Source organism: Citrobacter freundii complex sp. CFNIH4, assembly GCF_002934505.1.
In the GTDB taxonomy this organism is placed as follows: Bacteria; Pseudomonadota; Gammaproteobacteria; order Enterobacterales; family Enterobacteriaceae; genus Citrobacter; species Citrobacter freundii.
In genome coordinates this window covers 1,573,888-1,587,826 of sequence record NZ_CP026231.1, presented here as the reverse complement: position 1 = coordinate 1,587,826, position 13,939 = coordinate 1,573,888, and the positions used below count along the sequence as shown (strand labels likewise).

Annotated in this window: 16 protein-coding genes; 9 read left to right on the top strand and 7 right to left on the bottom strand. The window is 51.1% G+C overall.

Going from position 1 to position 13,939, the window contains the following annotated elements; all coding sequences use genetic code 11:
• Positions 1-65 precede the first annotated feature (65 nt).
• Both C2U41_RS08145 and C2U41_RS08140 read right to left on the bottom strand, forming a co-directional pair.
• Positions 66-962, bottom strand: a complete 897-nt coding sequence (locus C2U41_RS08145; RefSeq protein ID WP_103848735.1) for an aldo/keto reductase — start codon at positions 960-962, stop codon at positions 66-68.
• Between the two features lie 49 nt (positions 963-1,011).
• Positions 1,012-1,251: a DUF1289 domain-containing protein gene (locus C2U41_RS08140; protein WP_003029191.1), complete on the bottom strand. Its 240-nt coding sequence runs from the start codon at positions 1,249-1,251 to the stop codon at positions 1,012-1,014.
• Positions 1,252-1,352: 101 nt separating this feature from the next.
• Here C2U41_RS08140 and C2U41_RS08135 point away from each other — a divergent pair, with 101 nt between their 5' ends.
• The 4 genes from C2U41_RS08135 to rnt all read left to right on the top strand — a co-directional run bounded on the left by C2U41_RS08135 (position 1,353) and on the right by rnt (position 4,352).
• Positions 1,353-1,952, top strand: a complete 600-nt coding sequence (locus C2U41_RS08135; protein ID WP_103848734.1) for a TetR/AcrR family transcriptional regulator — start codon at positions 1,353-1,355, stop codon at positions 1,950-1,952.
• A gap of 54 nt (positions 1,953-2,006) precedes the next feature.
• A complete protein-coding gene (locus C2U41_RS08130) occupies positions 2,007-3,104 on the top strand; it encodes an alkene reductase (protein WP_003029197.1) in 1,098 nt (365 codons plus the stop codon).
• 97 nt (positions 3,105-3,201) lie between these two features.
• Positions 3,202-3,609 carry a lactoylglutathione lyase gene (gene gloA / locus C2U41_RS08125; protein ID WP_003029198.1) on the top strand — a complete coding sequence of 136 codons (408 nt, stop codon included), beginning with the start codon at positions 3,202-3,204 and terminating at the stop codon, positions 3,607-3,609.
• 95 nt (positions 3,610-3,704) lie between these two features.
• The gene (gene rnt, locus C2U41_RS08120; protein ID WP_003029200.1) at positions 3,705-4,352 is read left to right on the top strand and encodes a ribonuclease T; all 648 of its coding nucleotides are present in this window, start codon (positions 3,705-3,707) and stop codon (positions 4,350-4,352) included.
• Positions 4,353-4,405: 53 nt separating this feature from the next.
• Here rnt and grxD read toward each other — a convergent pair whose 3' ends face one another.
• Entirely contained in the window at positions 4,406-4,753 is a 348-nt protein-coding gene (gene grxD, locus C2U41_RS08115) for a monothiol glutaredoxin 4 (RefSeq protein WP_003832760.1), read from the bottom strand.
• A 334-nt stretch (positions 4,754-5,087) separates the two neighbouring features.
• Between grxD and C2U41_RS08110 the strand changes: the two genes are divergently transcribed.
• Positions 5,088-5,918, top strand: a complete 831-nt coding sequence (locus C2U41_RS08110; protein WP_032935840.1) for a C40 family peptidase — start codon at positions 5,088-5,090, stop codon at positions 5,916-5,918.
• Positions 5,919-6,045: 127 nt separating this feature from the next.
• Positions 6,046-6,627, top strand: a complete 582-nt coding sequence (gene sodB / locus C2U41_RS08105) for a superoxide dismutase [Fe] (protein WP_003029205.1) — start codon at positions 6,046-6,048, stop codon at positions 6,625-6,627.
• A 39-nt stretch (positions 6,628-6,666) separates the two neighbouring features.
• Here the strand turns inward: sodB and C2U41_RS08100 are convergent, their stop codons facing one another.
• Both C2U41_RS08100 and cydH read right to left on the bottom strand, forming a co-directional pair.
• Positions 6,667-7,836 (bottom strand): MFS transporter, encoded by a 1,170-nt coding sequence (locus C2U41_RS08100; protein WP_103848733.1) that lies wholly within the window; start codon positions 7,834-7,836, stop codon positions 6,667-6,669.
• 175 nt (positions 7,837-8,011) lie between these two features.
• Positions 8,012-8,101, bottom strand: coding sequence for a cytochrome bd-I accessory subunit CydH (gene cydH, locus C2U41_RS08095; RefSeq protein ID WP_003029209.1), 90 nt, complete (start codon positions 8,099-8,101; stop codon positions 8,012-8,014).
• A 297-nt stretch (positions 8,102-8,398) separates the two neighbouring features.
• On the opposite strand from cydH, the gene purR reads away from it, so the two are divergent.
• Complete coding sequence (gene purR, locus C2U41_RS08085; protein ID WP_003029211.1) at positions 8,399-9,424, top strand: HTH-type transcriptional repressor PurR; 1,026 nt, start codon at positions 8,399-8,401, stop codon at positions 9,422-9,424.
• Here the strand turns inward: purR and punR are convergent.
• Positions 9,421-10,353: a DNA-binding transcriptional activator PunR gene (gene punR / locus C2U41_RS08080; protein WP_003029215.1), complete on the bottom strand. Its 933-nt coding sequence runs from the start codon at positions 10,351-10,353 to the stop codon at positions 9,421-9,423. The two genes, purR and punR, sit on opposite strands and share 4 nt — an antisense overlap.
• A 113-nt stretch (positions 10,354-10,466) precedes the next feature.
• Between punR and punC the strand changes: the two genes are divergently transcribed.
• Positions 10,467-11,672 (top strand): purine nucleoside transporter PunC, encoded by a 1,206-nt coding sequence (punC, locus tag C2U41_RS08075; protein ID WP_048241056.1) that lies wholly within the window; start codon positions 10,467-10,469, stop codon positions 11,670-11,672.
• A 290-nt stretch (positions 11,673-11,962) separates the two neighbouring features.
• The gene (cfa, locus tag C2U41_RS08070; RefSeq protein WP_003029219.1) at positions 11,963-13,111 is read left to right on the top strand and encodes a cyclopropane fatty acyl phospholipid synthase; all 1,149 of its coding nucleotides are present in this window, start codon (positions 11,963-11,965) and stop codon (positions 13,109-13,111) included.
• A 41-nt stretch (positions 13,112-13,152) separates the two neighbouring features.
• Here cfa and C2U41_RS08065 read toward each other — a convergent pair whose 3' ends face one another.
• Positions 13,153-13,800 (bottom strand): riboflavin synthase, encoded by a 648-nt coding sequence (locus C2U41_RS08065; protein WP_003832752.1) that lies wholly within the window; start codon positions 13,798-13,800, stop codon positions 13,153-13,155.
• Positions 13,801-13,939: the final 139 nt, after the last annotated feature.

Genomic DNA, 13,939 nt, shown 5'->3' with positions numbered 1-13,939 from the left:
AGGTGTCTGATTGTTAAGTGTAAACCAGTGACGCAATTTTGAACGGAGATGCACCAAAAACACGATTAAGGTACGTCGTAACCCAGTGCAGCTTTACGAATGCGGAACCATTGCTGGCGAGACATGTTCAGCGTCTCAGACTCAATGGCGGCGCGTACGCGCTCTATTTTTCCTGAGCCAATAATCGGCAGCGGCTGAGACGGCAAACGTAAAATCCAGGCGTACACCACCTGCTCAATAGACTGCGCGTTTAACTCTTCTACGATCGCGGCAAGTTCATTTCGTAATGGCTGGAACGCATCGTCATTAAACAAGCGACCGCCGCCGAGGCAGGACCAGGCCATTGGACGAATACGCAACTGTTGCAGTTGATCTAAAGTGCCATCCAGCAGGAGCGGCTGATGTACCGGAGAGATTTCAACCTGGTTGGTCGCCAGCGTAAACGGCAGACGCGATTGCAACAATGAGAACTGTGCCGGGGTGAAATTAGAGACACCAAAGTGACGCACTTTGCCACTGTGGTGCAATTTTTTGAAAGCGTCGGCGACGTCGTCAGCATCCATAAGCGGATCGGGACGGTGGATGAGCAACAGATCAATATGATCGGTCGCCAGCAGCTTCAGCGATTCTTCCGCACTGGCAATAATATGCGCGCTGTCGGTAATGTAATGTCCCAGCGCATTTTCCGCGCGCGCCGTCGTCGCGATCCCGCATTTGGTCACAATCTGCATTTTTTCACGCAAATACGGAGCCAGTTTCATTGCCTCACCAAACGCCGCTTCACACTGGTATCCACCGTAGATATCGGCGTGATCGACGGTGGTCACGCCCAGATCCAGATGCTCTTCAATAAAGCTGACTAGCTGGCGCGCGGACATATTCCAGTCCATCAGGCGCCAGTACCCCATCACAAAGCGAGAAAATTCTGGGCCTTGCGGCGCAATAGTAATACGCTGAACCATAGCAGCTTCCTTTTAAGTGAATGTGCCTCGAGTATACGCAATTACGCTTTTAAAAGAGTGAAGGTTGTTGCGGTTCTTCCGAAGGGTTGGCTTTGTTCGCTCGTAATTTACGCATCAGGCGCTGACGACAAAGCCGTAGCACTTCCTGCTTTTGGGCATCGCTCATCTTTTGCCAGTTAAAACGTTCATCCCGACTGCGAAAACAGCCACGGCAAAATCCGCGTTCGTCAGACTGACATATTCCACGGCATGGGCTCTGGACGGGGAAAAACTCCAGCTGTTCGGCCACATCCCCTCCTTTAGTAAGATTGATATACTTATTGAAGACGTTAACTGAATTTCTCGCAAGCGCTATTGCATTAGACCGACTGGTCTATTACACTCCTTTACATGAACAAAATCACTGAACACGATACACGCGAACATCTGCTGGCGACTGGCGAATTGCTGTGTATGCAGCGCGGCTTCACCGGCATGGGTTTAAGCGAACTACTGAAAACCGCTGAAGTGCCCAAAGGTTCGTTTTATCATTATTTTCGCTCTAAAGAAGCGTTCGGTGTCGCGATGCTGGAACGCCACTATGCGGCCTATCATCAGCGACTGGCTACGCACTTTGATATGGGGGCGGGAAACTACCGCGACCGCATTCTGGCCTACTATCAGGAAACCCTGAACCAGTTTAGCCAGCACGGCATTATTAGCGGCTGTTTAACTGTAAAACTGTCTGCCGAAGTGTGCGATCTGTCAGAAGATATGCGCACAGCGATGGATAAAGGCGCGCGGCACATTATTGTGCTGTTAGCGCAGGCACTGGAGAAAGGTCAGGCCAGCCATTGTCTGTCCTTTGTTGGCGAGCCGTTACAGCAGGCGCAAGTACTGTATGCGCTGTGGCTTGGCGCCAACCTACAGGCCAAGATTTCTCGTAGCGCTACTCCGCTGGAAAATGCGCTGGCGCACGTTAAAAACATCATCACAACGCCTGCCGTTTAACAGGCGTTTTTATTTCTTTTATTACTAGACGACCGGTCTATTCAGGAGTGCCACATGTCATCTGAAAAACTGTTTTCCCCACTGAAAGTGGGTGCCATTACGGCAGCAAACCGCGTATTCATGGCGCCACTGACGCGTCTGCGCAGTATTGAGCCTGGCGACATCCCTACTCCGCTGATGGCCGAGTATTACCGTCAACGCGCCAGCGCGGGTCTTATTATCAGCGAAGCGACGCAGATTTCCGCACAGGCGAAAGGCTATGCCGGAGCACCCGGCTTACACAGCGAAGCGCAAATTGCCGCATGGAAGAAAATCACCGCTGCCGTACACGCTGAGCAAGGTCATATTGCTGTCCAGTTGTGGCACACCGGACGCATCTCTCACGCCAGTCTGCAGCCAAATGGTCAAGCTCCAGTTGCACCTTCCGCGATTAGTGCTGGAACCCGCACCTCGCTGCGCGATGAAAACGGCCTGGCAACGCGTGCCGATACCTCAATGCCACGTGCGCTGGAAACCGAAGAGATTCCGGGCATCGTTAATGACTTCCGTCAGGCGATAGCCAACGCGCGCGAAGCGGGTTTCGACATGGTTGAACTACACTCTGCCCACGGCTACCTGCTGCACCAGTTCCTGTCGCCAACCTCTAATCAGCGTACCGATCAATACGGCGGTAGCGTCGAAAATCGTGCGCGTCTTGTGCTGGAAGTGGTTGATGCCGGTATTAAAGAATGGGGTGCCGATCGTATTGGTATTCGCGTCTCCCCGATTGGCTCATTCCAGAACGTTGACAACGGTCCGAACGAAGAAGCCGATGCGCTGTATCTGATTGAACAATTGGGCAAGCGTGGAATCGCTTACCTGCACATGTCTGAGCCGGATTGGGCCGGTGGTGAGCCGTATTCCGATGCGTTCCGCGAAAAAGTTCGCGCGCGCTTCCACGGTCCTATCATTGGTGCTGGTGCCTACACCCCTGAAAAGGCAGAAGCGCTGATCGAGAAAGGTCTGATCGACGCCGTTGCTTTTGGTCGCGCCTATATTGCTAACCCGGATCTGGTGGCGCGTCTGCAACGCAAAGCGGAACTGAATCCGCAACGTGCCGAGAGCTTCTACGGCGGCGGCGCGGAAGGTTACACCGACTATCCTACCCTCTAACGTCACAATCTCCGTTCTGCCATTGATAGCGGCGTAACAACGCCGCTATACTAAAACAACATTTTGAATGTATTAGCCATTTTCGAAGGGGAAAAAGATGCGTTTACTCCATACCATGCTGCGCGTGGGTGACCTGCAGCGTTCCATCGAGTTTTATACCAACGTGCTGGGCATGAAGCTGCTGCGTACCAGCGAAAACCCTGAATACAAGTACTCTCTGGCTTTTGTCGGCTACGGTCCTGAAACCAGTGAAGCCGTAATCGAACTGACCTATAACTGGGGTGTCGACAAGTATGAGCTGGGTACTGCCTATGGCCATATCGCCCTGAGCGTAGACAACGCGGCTGAAGCCTGTGAACGTATTCGCCAGAATGGCGGTAACGTAACGCGTGAAGCGGGTCCGGTAAAAGGCGGCACCACAGTGATTGCGTTCGTTGAAGATCCGGACGGCTATAAAATTGAGCTGATCGAAGAGAAAGACGCCGGGCGCGGCCTGGGCGACTAACTTCCCCCTCGGGCGCAGATCGTCTGTGCCCGTAGTTTTATACTCATCATTTTGCCATAATACGCGCTGCAATTTTCCCGTATTAAGAGACCCAGATGTCCGATAACGCTCAACTTTCCGGTCTGTGTGACCGTTTTCGTGGTTTTTATCCTGTCGTCATTGATGTCGAAACCGCAGGGTTCAATGCCAAAACCGATGCGCTGCTTGAGATTGCAGCCATCACACTGAAAATGGATGAACAAGGCTGGCTGATGCCGGACACGACGTTGCATTTCCACGTAGAGCCGTTTGAAGGCGCGAATCTGCAGCCGGAGGCCCTCGCCTTTAACGGTATTGACCCGAACAATCCGCTACGCGGCGCGGTCAGCGAATATGACGCTCTGCATGCCATCTTCAAAATGGTGCGTAAAGGCATTAAAGACAGCGGCTGCAATCGGGCAATCATGGTGGCGCATAACGCTACGTTCGACCACAGTTTCATGATGGCAGCGGCAGAACGCGCCTCGCTGAAACGGAATCCGTTTCATCCGTTTGTCACCTTTGATACGGCGGCATTAAGCGGTCTGTCATTGGGGCAAACGGTGTTGTCAAAAGCGTGCCTGGCGGCGGGAATGGAGTTTGACGGGAATCAGGCACACTCGGCACTGTATGACACCGAACGTACGGCCGTGCTGTTTTGCGAAATCGTTAACCGCTGGAAACGTCTCGGTGGTTGGCCTCTTCCCGTGCCTGAAGAAGCATAACGGCGACATAAAAAAAGCGACCATTTCAGGTCGCTTTTTTACTTCTGCTGATATTACTCAGCGTCCGGCTCTTCGGTTTTGTATTTCGCAGCTGTTTCTTTAATCAGCTGCTGCAACTCACCGCGCTGGTACATTTCGATCAAAATGTCACAACCGCCAACCAGCTCACCATCAACCCACAGTTGTGGGAAAGTTGGCCAGTTTGCATATTTCGGCAGTTCGGCGCGAATATCCGGGTTCTGCAGAATATCAACGTAAGCAAAGCGTTCACCACAGGCTGACAGCGCCTGCACAGCCTGAGCGGAGAAACCGCAGCTTGGCAGTTTAGGAGAACCTTTCATGTACAGGAGAATCGGGTTTTCAGCGATCTGGCGCTGGATTTTTTCGATAGTGGTGCTCATTATCTTGCTTCCTTAAACTTCTTTTACGGCAGTAGTCTGACATTGTAACGGGTCAGACAGGCAACGGAAAATAACATTTTCATTACGCGTTATTATTTTATCCCCTGAGGCTAAAAGTTGCATTCATAATCTCATTTATCCCCTTCAAACATGTGGTTTTGATTATCTGTTCACCAACTCCAACGTTAATTGATGTTTTTTTTTGCGGTCGGTTACGAAACATAGTTTTAAACAAAAAAAGCTATTAACTTTCCCTCTTTCTATAGATTAGAATCGTCAAGTTTTGAAAATCACACGCAGGCACGATAGACCTGCCTTACCAGAGGACTGCTCAGTGGCGCGGATAAACCGAATCTCGATCACGCTCTGTGCTTTACTTTTTACTACACTGCCCTTTACGCCTATGGCTCATGCTTCCAAGCAGGCCAGGACGACACCTACCAATTCTCACACCATCAAAACGGTAGATAAAAAGAAAAGCGCAACAACCAGCCAAAAAACAACAAAGACCAGCAAGAAAACGGCGACAAAAACCACCAGTAAAACCAGCACCAAAACCGCTTCCTCTTCTAAAAAACGCACTGCCACTCCGGCAAAGTCGACTAAAACTGCAAATCGTCGTGGTAAAACTGCCGTAGCACAAACCGCAGCCGTTACCTGGACTGAAAAATGCACACCGCGCAAAGGCCATAAACCACGCTGCGTGAAGGTGAAAACCACTGCACCGACTACACTTGCTGACGCACATAAAGTGAAAGTGCAGAAAGCGACTAAAACCGCTATGTCCACCTTGATGAACCAAATCGGTAAACCTTATCGTTGGGGCGGCTCCTCGCCAAGAACCGGGTTTGACTGCAGCGGTCTGGTTTATTACGCCTATAAGGATCTGGTGAAGTTCCGCATTCCGCGTACCGCGAACGAAATGTATCATCTGCGTGATGCCGCACCGATTGAACGTGGCGAACTGAAAAATGGCGATCTGGTCTTCTTTCGTACCCAGGGTCGTGGAACAGCCGATCACGTCGGCGTCTACGTCGGAAACGGTAAGTTTATTCAGTCACCGCGTAGCGGGCAGGAAATTCAAATCACCTCTCTGAGCGAAGATTACTGGCAGCGCCACTATGTGGGCGCTCGTCGGGTAATGACGCCAAAAACAATTCGCTAAAAACTTACCCTACAGAACATGCTGTAGGGTAAGTTCTTCTTTTGCATAACCTTTCAATTTGCTACCCTATCCTTACTCACAATGAGGCTATTGTGTGTACTCAATATAAATAATAAGGAGAGAAGCAATGTCGTTTGAATTACCTGCATTACCGTATGCCAAAGATGCTCTGGCACCGCACATTTCTGCCGAAACGCTGGAATATCACTATGGCAAACACCATCAAACCTACGTGACCAATCTGAACAATCTGATTAAAGGCACGGCGTTTGAAGGCAAATCACTGGAAGAGATCGTTCGTAGCTCTGAAGGCGGTGTATTCAATAACGCAGCACAAGTATGGAACCACACGTTCTACTGGAACTGCCTGGCACCGAACGCAGGTGGCGAACCAACCGGTAAACTGGCCGATGCTATTGCCGCCTCCTTTGGCAGCTTTGCAGATTTCAAAGCGCAGTTTACCGATGCCGCTATCAAAAACTTCGGTTCTGGCTGGACCTGGCTGGTTAAAGGAACTGATGGCAAACTGGCTATCGTCTCCACCTCCAACGCAGGTACTCCGCTGACTACCGACGCGACGCCGCTGATGACCGTTGACGTATGGGAACACGCCTACTACATCGACTATCGCAATGCCCGTCCTGGCTACCTGGAACATTTCTGGGCGCTGGTGAACTGGGAATTTGTTGCGAAGAACTTCGCAGCATAAAAAAGATAACGCAGAAGGGCTTCCTTCTGCGTTTTTGCGTTAATTCGCGGTCGTGAAAGCCTCTTCTGGCTGTCTTCTTGCGGAAATAAACACCAGCAGCAGCGCAAGACCCGCCACAATCGCCCCCATCACTGGCACAAAACTGTAGCCCAGGCCGCCTGATATCACCGCCCCACCGGCCGCTGCACCCAGAGCGTTCCCCAGATTAAACGCGCCAATATTGACTGACGATGATAATCCAGGCGCTTCACTGACAACGCGCATCACACGCATCTGCAACGGTGGAACGACCGCGAACGTCGCCGCGCCCCAGACCACCATACAGATCGCCGCACCCAGCTCATTACGCGCAAGGAAAGGAATGGCCAGCATAATAACCATCAGCAGCAGTAAAAAGCCTTTCAACGTACCGTTGACTGAACGGTCAGCAAACTTGCCACCAAAGTAGTTACCGATCGAGAAACCAATGCCTATCAACACCAGCATCCCGGTAACAAATGCCGGAGTGGCATGAGTGATAGTATGCAGAACTGGCGAGATGTAAGTATAAAGCGTGAACATCGCCCCAGCACCCAGTACAGTAGTCAGTAACGCCGACAACACCTGTGGGCGCATAAGTACCGCCAGTTCGCTGCGAACATCCGGGCGCTCTCCGGCTCCACCCTTGGGTAAGGAGAAGAACAGGCTAACCATAGCAATGACGCCCAGACCCGCAGTGGCCATAAATGACATGCGCCAACCGATGGTTTCACCAAGCCATGTCGCCGCCGGAACGCCGCCAATATTGGCGATGGTTAACCCCATAAACATCGTTGCTACGGCGCTGGCCTGCTTATGTTTGGGTACAACACTGGCAGCAACCACTGAACCGAGACCAAAAAAGGCCCCATGGTTAAGACTGGTCAAAATACGCGATAGCATTAGCGTGGTGTAATCCGGCGAGATAGCCGAAAGTACATTACCCAGCGTGAAAATCGCCATCAGGAATATCAAAGCATTACGTCGCGCGCGATGAGACAGCAGCAATGTCATCAGCGGTGCACCTACCATCACACCTACCGCATAGGCGCTGATCAGCATGCCAGCCGCCGGAATCGAGACATCCACACCTTTGGCTATGACGGGCAATAATCCCATTGGCGAAAATTCGGTGGTGCCAATGCCAAACGCTCCGATCGCCAGCGCCAGTAAAGGATAATTGAGTTTCATATTGCGACTCCGTAACGTCGAGCCGTGGCGCGACATAAAATAAGAGTCAAAAGCATGACATTGATCGCAAAATTAATAAAGTTAACAAAATTGCAAAAGACTTTTGCTTATTCGCAAACAATAGAAGAGATAGACGAGCGGAAAGAGTGAGGGAGAGCTAACTCCCTCGGGGAAATCAATGCAGCGCTGCGGTCAGGCCACCCGCGACGATCAAACCCAGAACAATAATGGTAGTCACTAACGAAAATTTCAGATCGGTGCTCATCAAGTTTTCTCCTTTTTATTCCCACACAAAAAGTGATATTGCGCATTTTTACACACTTGAAAGCAAAAATCTCTCACGATTTATATTGATAACTGCTTTTAACTCTTCCCCTTTTCGTTAAGATCAGACAAAATTCCACGCTTACTTGATTAGCGTACCGGCCATTGACCCCTTCCTGACGTTCCGTGTCGTTTTCCCGGCGTGCCGCAACCCTTACGTTGCGCTAAGGGTGTGTAAAGGCAAACGTTTACCTGGAGTATTCTCAGGAGCTTAGGATATGGTCTGGAGTGAGATGTAATGGCAACAATTAAAGATGTAGCGAAGCGAGCAAACGTTTCCACTACAACCGTATCACACGTAATTAACAAGACGCGCTTTGTCGCGGAAGAAACGCGTAATGCTGTCTGGGCAGCGATCAAAGAACTGCACTATTCTCCGAGCGCAGTTGCCCGCAGCCTGAAGGTGAATCACACCAAGTCTATTGGCTTGCTGGCGACCAGCAGCGAAGCGGCCTATTTCGCAGAAATTATCGAAGCCGTGGAGAAAAACTGTTTCCAGAAAGGCTATACGCTGATTCTGGGTAACGCATGGAACAGTCTCGAAAAGCAGCAGGCCTATCTGTCGATGATGGCGCAAAAGCGCGTTGATGGTCTGCTGGTGATGTGTTCTGAGTATCCGGAGTCGCTGCTTTCGATGCTCGAAGAGTATCGCCATATTCCGATGGTCGTCATGGACTGGGGCGAAGCTAAAGCCGACTTTACCGATACGGTCATTGATAACGCCTTCGAAGGCGGTTACATGGCGGGTCGGTATCTGGTAGAACGCGGTCATCGTGAAATTGGCGTGATCCCAGGTCCAATGGAACGTAACACCGGGGCCGGGCGTCTGGCGGGCTTTATGAAAGCGATGGAAGAAGCGCTGATTAAAGTGCCTGATAACTGGATTGTCCAGGGCGATTTCGAGCCTGAGTCCGGCTATCGCGCCATGCAGCAAATTCTGTCGCAATCGCATCGTCCAACCGCTGTCTTCTGCGGTGGCGATATTATGGCGATGGGTGCGCTGTGCGCCGCTGACGAAATGGGTCTGCGCGTACCACAGGATGTCTCACTCATCGGCTACGACAACGTGCGCAACGCCCGCTTCTTCACGCCGGCCTTAACGACCATTCACCAGCCGAAGGATTCACTAGGTGAAACGGCCTTCAACATGCTGTTAGACCGTATCGTGAATAAACGTGAAGAGTCACAGTCTATCGAGGTGCATCCACGTCTGGTTGAGCGTCGCTCCGTTGCCGACGGTCCGTTCCGAGATTACCGCCGTTAAGCCTGTTGTGCGGGAGTCTCATCTGGCTCCCGCAGCCATTCCTTGTTCAACGTTTCACTATCCCCTAAATAGTCCAGCAGCCAACTCAATGCCGGTGACGTATCGTTCTGCTGCCATGTCAGACAGCATGCAGCATCAGGAAAGGGGTTCTCCAGTTGCAGCGCAACCCACTTGCCGCTATCGATCCACGGCTTGGCAAAATGCGTCGGTACCATGCCAACACACAGCCCTGCTGATAAGCAGGTAGCGGATGATTCCCAGTCAGGCACCACGACGCGCTTTTGGTTATCCAGCAGCCAGGTAATACGCTTTGGCAGTGTACGGGAGGTATCTTCGCGCACCAGTGACGGCCAGTTGCGCAACGTATCATCACTTAGCGGTCCGGGCATTGATGCCAGTGGATGATGGCTGGCTACCACGCAACTCCAGCTCAGCATTCCCATATCGCGGAAGGTATAGCGCCCCCCTACCGGAATCGCCTGTGTGGCGCCGATGGCCAGCTCCACGCGTCCATCGGACAGCGCGTCCCATACGCCGTTAAACACTTCCTGAAAAACTAACAACTCCACATCATCAAAGTGACGGTAAAAATCCACGATCATCTGTCGGGTACGATCCGGGCGGACAATGTTATCGACTGCGATCGCCAGCTGTCCGCGCCAGCCGTTGGCAATTTGCTGGCATTGCTGGCGCGTGATCTGCATTTTTTTGATAACAGAGCGACCTTCTTTTAAAAACCATGCCCCGGCAGGCGTTAATTCCACATCCCGATGGCGTCGCTCAAAAAGCGGTACCGCCAGCCACTCTTCCAGTTGGCGCACAGTGTAGCTTACCGCCGAAGGTACACGGTGTAGCTCCTGTGCGGCTGAACTAAAGCTACCGTTACGCGCAACCGCATCAACCACTTCAAGTGAATATTCCGACCACATATTCTGCCTGCAAAAATTTTGAAATCAGTAAGCAAATATTAGCGTTTCACAGCGAGAATTACACTCACTACACTCAGCGGCATTGTTCTACTGCTAAAAAAAGAGAAATGATGATGCAACCTGGGAAAGGGTTTTTAGTCTGGCTGGCGGGCCTTAGCGTGCTCGGCTTTCTGGCAACAGATATGTATCTGCCCGCCTTCGCCGCAATTCAGTCCGATCTGCAAACGCCTGCATCTGCCGTCAGCGCTAGCCTGAGCTTGTTCTTAGCCGGTTTTGCCGTCGCACAACTGCTGTGGGGACCGCTCTCTGACCACTATGGTCGCAAGCCTATTTTGCTGCTGGGTTTATCTATCTTCGCACTGGGCAGTCTGGGCATGCTGTGGGTTGAAAACGCCGCAGGCCTGCTGGTACTGCGATTTGTTCAGGCCGTTGGCGTCTGTGCAGCATCGGTTATCTGGCAAGCGCTGGTTACCGACTATTATCCTTCACAAAAAGTAAACCGCATCTTTGCCACCATTATGCCGCTGGTCGGGTTATCACCTGCCCTCGCCCCGTTATTAGGTAGTTGGATCCTGGTACATTTTTCCTGGCAGGCCATTTTTGCCACCCTGTTCGCCATTACTCTGATTCTGATGCTTCCGGCGCTGCGTTTAAAGCCTTCAGCTAAAGCACGAGATGACAGCCAGGATAAACTGACTTTCGCCACCTTGCTGCGCTCGAAAACTTACCGTGGAAACGTGCTGATTTATGCCGCCTGTTCCGCGAGCTTTTTTGCATGGCTGACGGGTTCCCCGTTCATCCTTAGCGAAATGGGTTATAGCCCAGCGGTAATTGGTCTGAGCTATGTTCCGCAAACTATCGCCTTTTTAATCGGTGGTTACGGCTGTCGTGCTGCGCTGCAAAAATGGCAGGGTCGTCAGCTGCTGCCCTGGTTACTCATTCTGTATGCCTTCAGCGTTGTAGGCACCTGGGCGACCGGCTTTATTCATCATGTTGCATTGGCTGAAATCCTGATCCCATTCTGCGTTATGGCGATTGCGAACGGCGCAATCTACCCTATCGTTGTCGCCCAGGCATTACGCCCTTTCCCACAGGCCACTGGACGCGCTGCCGCATTGCAGAATACGCTACAACTGGGTTTATGCTTCCTGGCAAGCCTTGTCGTTTCCTGGTTGATTGCTACCCCGCTGCTCACCACTACCAGCGTTATGCTGACCACGGTATTGCTGGCTGCTGTGGGTTACAAAATGCAATCGCAGAAAACTGACGCCCCGCAAACAGATGACCGCGCGCAAATTGCCCACGGAGAGTCTCACTAATAATTGTCGCGGGCAATTAATTAGCCCGCTAAGAATTATCGGTTGAATCGTCAAAAATTCAGGCCTATACTGATTTCCGGATGTTAAAAAAACGATAATTTTTATGTGTTAACGGGAACAAGAATGTTCCCGTATTCCCACGGATGGTCTTTTCGGCAAGGGTTCCTCCCTTCCTCTGTTCTACGTCGGATTATAGATTCACGGATTAATTCCGTGAGATTTCTCACAAAGCCCAAAAAAGCGTCTACGCTGTTTTAAAGTTCTGATCACCGACCAGTGATGGAGAAGCTATGAGTTCATCGTGTATAGAAGACGTCAGCGTACCGGATGATGACTGGTACCGCATCACCAATGAATTATTGAGCCGTGCAGGCATTACCATTAATGGCCCGGCACCGGCGGATATTCGCGTAAAGAACCCTGATTTTTTCAAACGAGTATTGCAGGAAGGATCGTTAGGGTTAGGTGAAAGTTATATGGATGGCTGGTGGGAATGCGACCGGCTGGATATGTTTTTTAGTAAAGTCCTACGCGCCGGTCTTGAAAACCAACTCCCCCGCCACTTCAAAGATACGTTACGAATTGCCGCTGCTCGCTTGTTCAATTTGCAGACCAAAAAGCGTGCATGGGTTGTCGGCAAAGAACATTACGATTTAGGCAACGATCTCTTTACTCGCATGCTGGACCCCTATATGCAGTATTCCTGCGCCTACTGGAAAGATGCCGATACCCTGGAATCTGCCCAGCAGGCGAAGCTAAAAATGATTGCTGAAAAGCTGCAGTTGAAGCCAGGGATGCGGGTGCTCGATATAGGCTGCGGCTGGGGCGGCTTATCCCAGTTTATGGCATCAGAATATGGCGTCAGCGTGGTGGGTGTAACCATTTCGGCAGAACAGCAGAAAATGGCGCAGTCACGGTGTGCGGGGCTTGATGTCACAATTTTGCTGCAGGATTATCGTGACCTGAATGACAAATTCGATCGTATTGTTTCCGTCGGCATGTTTGAGCATGTAGGGCCGAAAAACTACGCCACCTATTTTGACGTGGTCGATCGCAATTTAAAACCGGATGGTCTCTTTTTATTGCATAGCATCGGCTCCAAAAAGACCGACAATAACGTTGATCCGTGGATCAATAAATATATCTTCCCGAACGGCTGTTTACCATCAGTTCGCCAGATTGCCAACGCCAGCGAGCCACATTTTGTAATGGAAGACTGGCATAATTTTGGCGCGGATTACGACACGACGCTGATGGCCTGGCACGAACGTTTCATTAACTCCTGGCCTGAAATCGCCGATAACTATACCGAACGTTTCAAGCGGATGTTCAGCTATTATCTGAACGCTTGTGCCGGAGCGTTTCGAGCTCGCGATATTCAGTTATGGCAGGTGGTATTTTCTCGCGGCGTTGAACACGGCCTGCGCGTTCCCCGTTAATCGTTATCGCCCCCGTATCAACGAGGGCTTAACTCTCAGGCTTAGGCTCCCGCTTCGCCCGTTATGTTGCTGATGGCGCTTTCACGCGCCGCCAGTACACGCTCAACAGTATCAACCACCGCCTGCGTTTGGGGATCGATTTCGATATTGACCCTTGCGCCCAGCTTTTTCTTGCCAAGCGTCGTACGCTCCAGCGTTTCCGGGATCAAGTGCACACAGAAACGCGTCGGCGTCACTTCACCGACCGTCAGACTGATACCGTCAATACCAATAAATCCTTTGTACAGGATATATTTCATCAGCGACGGGTCCTGGACTTTAAACCACACCTGACGGTTATTCTCCGAGGTCAGAATTTTCGACACTTCGGCAGTGGTCATAATATGGCCCGACATTAAATGTCCGCCAATCTCATCACTGAATTTTGCCGCACGCTCAACGTTAACCAAATCACCGACCTTCAGATCGCCCAGATTGGTGATACGCAGCGTTTCTTTCATCAGGTCAAAGCTTATCTGGTTACCGTTAATTTCGGTGACCGTCAGGCAGCACCCATTGTGGGCAACCGATGCGCCGGTCTCCAGCGCATCCAGCATATATTCAGGCAACTCCACAACATGCGTACGAAAATTTGGTTTTTCATCAATGGACACCAATTTTGCGGTGCCCTGCACAATACCCGTAAACATACTTCCTACTCCTGAACTCAATTAAGACATCTCTGCACAGCACAATAGCAGGTGGAAATTCAGGTTGCCAGCAATGCGCCACCAGCGCCTGTTTTTTCACTGGAGAATTACGTATTCCTCGCTACAATAGACTGAAATT

Bases quoted from the DNA above. Each gene is read 5' to 3' on its own strand.
- C2U41_RS08145 (WP_103848735.1), bottom strand. From the start codon at position 962: ATGGTTCAGCGTATTACTATTGCGCCGCAAGGCCCAGAATTTTCTCGC.
- C2U41_RS08135 (WP_103848734.1), top strand. From the start codon at position 1,353: ATGAACAAAATCACTGAACACGATACACGCGAACATCTGCTGGCGACT.
- C2U41_RS08130 (WP_003029197.1), top strand. From the start codon at position 2,007: ATGTCATCTGAAAAACTGTTTTCCCCACTGAAAGTGGGTGCCATTACG.
- gloA (WP_003029198.1), top strand. From the start codon at position 3,202: ATGCGTTTACTCCATACCATGCTGCGCGTGGGTGACCTGCAGCGTTCC.
- rnt (WP_003029200.1), top strand. From the start codon at position 3,705: ATGTCCGATAACGCTCAACTTTCCGGTCTGTGTGACCGTTTTCGTGGT.
- grxD (WP_003832760.1), bottom strand. From the start codon at position 4,753: ATGAGCACCACTATCGAAAAAATCCAGCGCCAGATCGCTGAAAACCCG.
- sodB (WP_003029205.1), top strand. From the start codon at position 6,046: ATGTCGTTTGAATTACCTGCATTACCGTATGCCAAAGATGCTCTGGCA.
- C2U41_RS08100 (WP_103848733.1), bottom strand. From the start codon at position 7,836: ATGAAACTCAATTATCCTTTACTGGCGCTGGCGATCGGAGCGTTTGGC.
- cydH (WP_003029209.1), bottom strand. From the start codon at position 8,101: ATGAGCACCGATCTGAAATTTTCGTTAGTGACTACCATTATTGTTCTG.
- purR (WP_003029211.1), top strand. From the start codon at position 8,399: ATGGCAACAATTAAAGATGTAGCGAAGCGAGCAAACGTTTCCACTACA.
- punR (WP_003029215.1), bottom strand. From the start codon at position 10,353: ATGTGGTCGGAATATTCACTTGAAGTGGTTGATGCGGTTGCGCGTAAC.
- punC (WP_048241056.1), top strand. From the start codon at position 10,467: ATGCAACCTGGGAAAGGGTTTTTAGTCTGGCTGGCGGGCCTTAGCGTG.
- cfa (WP_003029219.1), top strand. From the start codon at position 11,963: ATGAGTTCATCGTGTATAGAAGACGTCAGCGTACCGGATGATGACTGG.
- C2U41_RS08065 (WP_003832752.1), bottom strand. From the start codon at position 13,800: ATGTTTACGGGTATTGTGCAGGGCACCGCAAAATTGGTGTCCATTGAT.